The 6,863-nt window shown below is 41.5% G+C and carries 6 protein-coding genes; 2 read left to right on the plus strand and 4 right to left on the minus strand.

Annotated elements, in window-relative coordinates:
- On the plus strand, positions 1–657 hold a 657-nt coding region (locus ACOJS8_RS17800; protein WP_420149894.1), incomplete at its 5' end, for a sensor histidine kinase.
- 192 nt (positions 658–849) lie between these two features.
- Here ACOJS8_RS17800 and ACOJS8_RS17805 read toward each other — a convergent pair.
- The 4 genes from ACOJS8_RS17805 to ACOJS8_RS17820 form a co-directional block, all read right to left on the minus strand.
- Complete coding sequence (locus tag ACOJS8_RS17805) at positions 850–1,623, minus strand: SDR family oxidoreductase (RefSeq protein ID WP_420149895.1); 774 nt, start codon at positions 1,621–1,623, stop codon at positions 850–852.
- Between the two features lie 29 nt (positions 1,624–1,652).
- A complete protein-coding gene (locus ACOJS8_RS17810; RefSeq protein WP_420149896.1) occupies positions 1,653–2,393 on the minus strand; it encodes an SDR family oxidoreductase in 741 nt (246 codons plus the stop codon).
- Positions 2,394–2,875: 482 nt separating this feature from the next.
- The gene (locus ACOJS8_RS17815) at positions 2,876–3,874 is read right to left on the minus strand and encodes an alpha/beta hydrolase (protein ID WP_420149897.1); all 999 of its coding nucleotides are present in this window, start codon (positions 3,872–3,874) and stop codon (positions 2,876–2,878) included.
- Between the two features lie 335 nt (positions 3,875–4,209).
- Complete coding sequence (locus tag ACOJS8_RS17820) at positions 4,210–4,740, minus strand: DsbA family protein (RefSeq protein WP_420149898.1); 531 nt, start codon at positions 4,738–4,740, stop codon at positions 4,210–4,212.
- A gap of 689 nt (positions 4,741–5,429) precedes the next feature.
- Between ACOJS8_RS17820 and ACOJS8_RS17825 the strand changes: the two genes are divergently transcribed.
- A partial coding sequence (locus ACOJS8_RS17825) for a tetratricopeptide repeat protein (protein WP_420149899.1) occupies positions 5,430–6,863 on the plus strand: 1,434 nt, incomplete at its 3' end.

Below are 6,863 nucleotides of genomic sequence, written 5' to 3' on the forward strand. Positions count from 1 at the left end.
ACCGACAAAGAGCAACTGATCCAAGAAAAAGATCATTTGCTGGATGAACGGGAATGGATGCTGCGTGAAATTCACCATCGGGTGAAAAATAACCTTCAAATCATCACTAGCCTATTAAATTCTCAGGCTAGTTATTTAACAGATAAAGCTGCTTTAACGGCCATCCTTGAGAGCCAGAATCGAGTACACGCTATGGCATTAATCCATCAGAAGCTGTATCAATCGGACCGGTTGTCCAGTATTTCGATGGGAAATTACATTCAGGAGATTGTTAACTATTTACTGGTGACCTACAATCGGGGAACTACTATTCAGAAACGTATTGAGATCGATCCGGTAGAATTAGATGTCACATTGGCTATACCCCTTGGATTGATTTTGAATGAAGCGGTCACAAACTCGCTTAAATATGCTTTCCCTGATAGCAGATCAGGTTCTATAGGTGTAAAGTTTAGTCAATTGAGGAGTAGCCACTATCAACTAATTATCTGGGATGATGGTATCGGGTTTCCTGACGATATTGACCCAACCCAAATCAGGACGCTTGGAATGAGTCTGATACGTGGCTTGAGTGAACAAATTGAAGGCACTTTGACGATTAAGCAAGAGCAAGGTGTTCAACTCTGTTTAACATTTACAGAAGGACAATTCTTGTAAGAATTGTCTACCAGCAGCCATTCATTATAAACTACAAAACCCTGCTATTAGATCAAGTAGCAGGGTTTTATATAGAATCAGATTTACGAGAACCTAGTCATCCAGATTCCAATGTACTCAAGTAATTAGGCACTTATAAAGCTGGATTGACAATCCTAGGAATCACTATTAAGAAAACACAAGGGCTTAAATTTAGTGAATAGCGCTCGACTGCTGAGACTGCGTCGTTGTTCTCAGCCAGTCTTCGTATAGTATGTGACCGATTCGAGGGTTATCACCTGGAGTTAAGGAGGAATCATTGACGATTGTTCCAAAAAAACCGGCAGACTCGTCAGTAATAACTTGATGAGAATCACCAATTGCGTTCAAATAAAGTCTTACAAATTCATCCATTGGTATTTTCTCTGGTCCCGCTACTTCAATGGCTGCATTCAAAGGTTCGCTTACCGCCAAATCCGCCAGTGTTGCCACTACATCGTCGGCCGCTATTGGCTGCATTAGAGCAGGAGGTAGTGGGATTGATTGGTCTTTATTACTCGTATATAAGAATGAGCTAGCGAACTCAAAGAATTGCGTAGCATGTAAAATGGTAAATGGAATTGAGCCAGATTTAACAATATTTTCCTGTGCCACCTTTGCCCGATAATATATATTGTCTGGCATTCTCTCAGTACCCACAATAGTGAGCAAAATGTGATGCCGAACCCCTGCAACCGATTCTGCAGCCTGCAAATTCCGGCCTGATGTTTCAAAAAAGTTTTGAGCGACACCAACCTCAAAAGAAGGATTATTTGATACATCGACTACAACTTGTGCCCTTTCAAGAGCAGTAGCAAGGCCTTCACCTGTCACAGTATTAACGCCAGTTTCTGGGGCAGCGGCAATGGCATCAAAGCCAAGTGAATGAAGTTTTGCTGTTAACTTCGAACCGATCATTCCAGTACCACCTATAATTACAATTTTCATGATTTCAAAATGGGAAGTGATAGTTTAACTTATTCATTTATCCAGTCTTCGAACCGGATTGCGCCAGAATAAAAATCACCCTGTGGCACCAGAAGGGATTTCGGGATGTCAAAGAACATATATTTATCCTGTTCATTGACTTTAACTGACTTGTCACTTCCTTTAACTGAGAGGTATCGGGTAACGAACTCGTTCATCGGTGCGCGCTCGGGACCTGCAATTTCCACCGTGTTGTTTTTGGGAGGTTCCAAGGCGAATTGGGTAACTAATGCTGCCACGTCTTCTGCGGCAATCGGCTGGTAATCTACAGTGGAAACATGAATGTGTTCTTCATCGGATTGTACGGTAATAATAGTCGTGACATGCTCGTGGAACTGCGTAGCGCGGATGACCGTGTAAGGAATGCCTGACGCCTTGATGATATCCTCCTGCTCTTTTTTGGCGCGCAGGTAGCCGATGTATTGTACCTGATCTGTTCCTACGATCGATAGTAGGAGGTGGTGTTTGACACCGGCCGCTTTTTCCGCAGCAGCTAGGTTCCTGCCGGCGATTCGGAAGAAATTGATTGCGGTATTTTCCTCGGGAGAGGCTGAGTTAGAAAGATCAATAACCACTTCAGCGCCTTGCAATGCGTTCGTGAGCCCTTCACCAGTCATTGCATTGATACCGGTAGAAGGAGATGCTACGATTACCTCATGCCCCAACAGCCGCAGTTTTTCGCTCACATTTGATCCGATCAAACCAGTGCCGCCAATAATTACAATTTTCATAATACGCATTAATTAAACATTATTCGGAATTGACATATACTGATTGAAGTTGCTGGTAGAAGCTCCATTTTCAATCATACTTTATGTATTGCTCATGCCCTTTGAAGTCAATGATCGAAGGTTTTAATAGGACTCTACTCAAAGGTTGTACCAATACGATTTGGGTCGACAAAACCCTTAAATAATGCGAATTGCTCAGTTTATACTAGTTATTTACAATCTGCAAAAATGTACATCTCCAGTTTTATGGATAAACCTAAATTTTCGTAGCAGTGACAGCTATATTATGGCTACAGTAATGCTAGGAGTACAAAAATTTTCAGACTATGTAAAGCTTTAGTTAGTTCTTAAAGGATAAAGAGTGCATCTAAACTCAAAAAGGAAATAATACAATACGTCTCTTCAGTGCAGACTTTACACGATTATACATATCCAGACAGTAGATGATTGTAAAATTATCTACTGTCTGGGCGTTAGGAACATTAGCCAAGATATTTTTTCAACTCAGCAGCTGCGTGAACAAACAATGACTTTACCGGAGCCAATTCGGCCAGACCATTGAGTAGACCAAAATCATGAATTACACCATCGTATCGGATTGTGGTAACCGGTACACCAGCTTCATCCAGCTTGCGACCAAACGCTTCCCCTTCATCACGTAACACATCATTCTCGGCAACTTGAATAAGCGTAGGAGGGAGCCCTGTTAACTGTTCAACGGTTGCCTGCAATGGTGAAGCATAAATCTGTTTTCTTTCCTTCGGATCGGGTATGTACATATCGTACATCCACTTCATAAGGGGCGTTGTTAAAAATCGATCCTGACCATATTGCAAATAGGATTCTGTTTCAAAATTAGCGTCTACAATAGGCCACATCATAATTAACAGCTTGATATGTGGACCACCATTCATTTTAGCCTTTAAGGCAGTTATAGCCGTCATGTTTCCACCAACACTATTGCCTACTACCGCTAGGTTTTTACCATCAACGCCAATCTCATGGCCGTTATCGGCAACCCACTTTGTTACAGCAAAGATTTCATTTATAGCGCGTGGAAAAGGGGCATCAGGCGTACGTGTGTAGTTGATAAACACGGCCGCAAAACCCGATAAAACAACGAGATCACGAACCATTCGTTTATGCGTTGGAAAATCGCCAAGGACCCACCCCCCACCGTGAATAAAAATAAATACTGGTAATAATCCCGGTACACCTGTCGGACGCATGACATCTAAATCGATCGTGTACCCATCAACCTCAATAGTTTTCTGAGAAAGGTAAATTCCTGATAAATCGACAGAAACGGACGCTTGGGCGTTTTCCAAAACTGCCCTTGCCTGTAAAGGGGGTAATTGTTCAAGTGGTGGGCCTCCACTACTATTCAGGACATTCAAAAAGGTTTTGACACCAATGGAAAGATTTGGGTCATCGTTTACAGGTACTGGTTGTACATGATTAACCACTTCGATTGTGTTCATAAGTCACAACATTAAAAGGTGAAACAATTTGAAAAGCAAGGGGAATCGTGACATGACTAGTTGGCATGTCGTTTATAATTGAAACAGCGTAGTTGGCAACCGTAGACTAACGTCTACTCGGAAAAATGGCAAACTTGGATACTTAGTTTATCAAGCATTAAGTACTGAGCCTACTTGTCAGATGCCGTTATTCTTTTACTTAATTAAACTCGCGCCAATCGTTCTATGCACCAATATTATTGATGCATAGAACAAGTATTTTAGATATAACGAATATCTATATACGTAATCTATCCATCAAGGATAATCCCAGAAACCAGAAGGCTACGGCAAGATCAGTTGTTAGTTACGAATGATGATTTTCTGGACTGTTCAAGATGAAAACTTACAAATGGATTGAGCTTTGCATTTGTAAATTTCCCATGAAACCGATGCCCATTCACAAAAAGAGCTGGAGCTTGGGTCAGACATAGATTAGTTCCCTCCAACCAATCAGACTTGATAATTGTATGAATGTGATCACATAGCAGGTCAGGGATGAACTTATGCTGTATTAGTTCAAGTGTGGATGCCAGTTTTAGTAAGGTCAAGGTATTGATTGTCGGCAGGGATAATAATGCATTATACATCAGTTGAAACTTATGTTGCTTTCTAGCCGCTTCTAGGGCGATTGCAGCTAATAGAGATTCTGTTTTTTTCAAATCTGGGAAATATCGATATCGATACTCAATTTGTTCTGAGAACGGTGCAATACTAGCGCTGATAATTTGCCGGGCTATTCGGCTTTGGGAAGTGGTAATATCACCGAACTCGGTGATATTCAGCAATTCACAACTCGTGAAGTAACCTGGTTGATATGTGCTCATAGAGACCAATCTAAGGTGGAAAATCAAGTCCTTATTCAAGCAGTTGAGTAAGATGCACATGGTGGCAATTGCATCTCGGCAAACAGATTCATTCCGTGTATTCCGAAAAGCATGCCAAACTATCGGAGAGATCTTAAAGAAGGAAAATCGAATAGAAACCTGTGTTTATTGGCCATTTTTCGTCTATATCACTGAATTTTAGGCCAGACGACCCCATTAAGCTCTCCAATGAATTGGAGGGTTTGTCTATATAACTCCAATTCATTGGAGCGATTGTTTCTGCCTGGCTAATGCCTGGTAATTCTGTTTTGCCCGCCCTACCTACTCTAGATTCAATTTTCCTGTATTAACTATCAATGAATATGATACACTTCTCACTTCACTGAGATTTGGCCATTAGTTTCAGGATTTAGTTATTCGTCAGTTCACAGGTAATGCGGGCCATTTTAGACTATTGTCTGAAAGACTGGAAGAAATTTGGTAGCTAAGTTGTAAAGAGAACCGATATGGGGCGGCTATCTTTTTTTCTCCGAATTCATGGAATCCTTTTTTTTGTTGTCTGGGCACCTTCACTCTGGGCAACACCTCCATCACCTAAATACATAGACAGTCTTCGTGTTCAGCTCCAAAAAAGCACGAATGATATTAGTCGAGTTGGATTCCTACTGGCTTTAGGACATGCATTTGTCATGAAATCGGGAGAATTGGCGAGGGATTTAGATACTGCCTATCAACTAAGCTTACGTGCCTATGCACTTAGTCACAAGGTAACGTATCATCGAGGGAAAGGATTGAGTTACCTGCTCGCGGCTGAAGCATTACGTGAGCGCAGTTATAAACAGCAAGCCTGGCGATTAACGGAGAAAGCGAAACAAGTGCTTAACCGATATGGACATGCAGAAGACCTTGCGGATGTGTATATGGATCAGGCCTTGTTTTACTCGGTATCTGATCGGGATTTATCGGTTCAAATTCAACTTTATGAACGAGCGATTCCCTTACTGAGTCGAGCAACAAATACATTAAAGCTTGCGGAAGCCTTAAAATACCGGGGAGACCTTTATCAGTTGCAAAGTCATAATCTGAAAGCACTTCAGGATTTACACATGGCCCTCAAATTGTATCGTTCCATTGGGTATACTAAACTACAGGAGCTTTATGATTTACTAGGGTTTGTTTACAGCAAAATGGGTGACTATGAAGCTGGTTTGAACTATGGCCTTTTGGCCTTACAAACCGTTGAGGCTGCCAGAGATACTAATAAACTGGCAAAAGTGTATAGTCGTCTGGGAATCACCTATTACGAACTCAATCAACCTGATAAGGCGCTAATCTATTTTCACAAATCCTTGCGAGCCGCTCAAAAACAATACAGGCCGAACACAATCATTCTTTTGGGGACAACGATCAGTGCCATTCTTACTAGTTGTGATGCAAAAGCCCTCAGCACGCTTAGAATCCAGGATGCTGTGGATCATTTGGAAAGAGTTATCCAGAAACTCCCTAATACGAAAAAAGATATTGATTGCCAATTGGCTATGGCGACCTGCTATGTGAATTATTACAGTAAACTGAAGCATGATTATACACGGGCTAAATCCTACAGTAACCAGTTGGAGGCAATGCTCAAGGGAAATCTCGGCAAGGATTACCATTCTTACATTTATGCCGTGCTGATTCCCTTTTATATCCAGAGCGGACAGTATGAAAGCGCGCGACGACACCTCAATCGGAATGAACAGTTAAGCCTGACAGCACATTATGCAAAAAAATTAGCGGTTAATCATTTATGGTGGTTTAAGCTGGACTCAGCTCAAGCCGTTTACAAATCGGCAATCATCCATTATCAACGTTACAAGGCAATTAACGACTCCCTAATCAGTGAAACGACCAAGCAACGTACCGCTTTGTTCGAAGTTCAGTATCAAACCAGGGAAAGTAAGCAGAAAATTATTCAACTAAATCAGCAGGCAAGACTTAAAGAAATAGCCCTACAAAAAGCTCAAACAACCCGCAATTTTATCATTGCCGGAGCAGTCATGTTGATAATCCTTTTAGGATTAGTATACAATCGGTTTCAGCTAAAACAAACGAGTCATCAACAATTAGTAGATCGGCAGAAA

This window comes from Spirosoma sp., assembly GCF_048594605.1.
Lineage (GTDB): Bacteria > Bacteroidota > Bacteroidia > Cytophagales > Spirosomataceae > Spirosoma.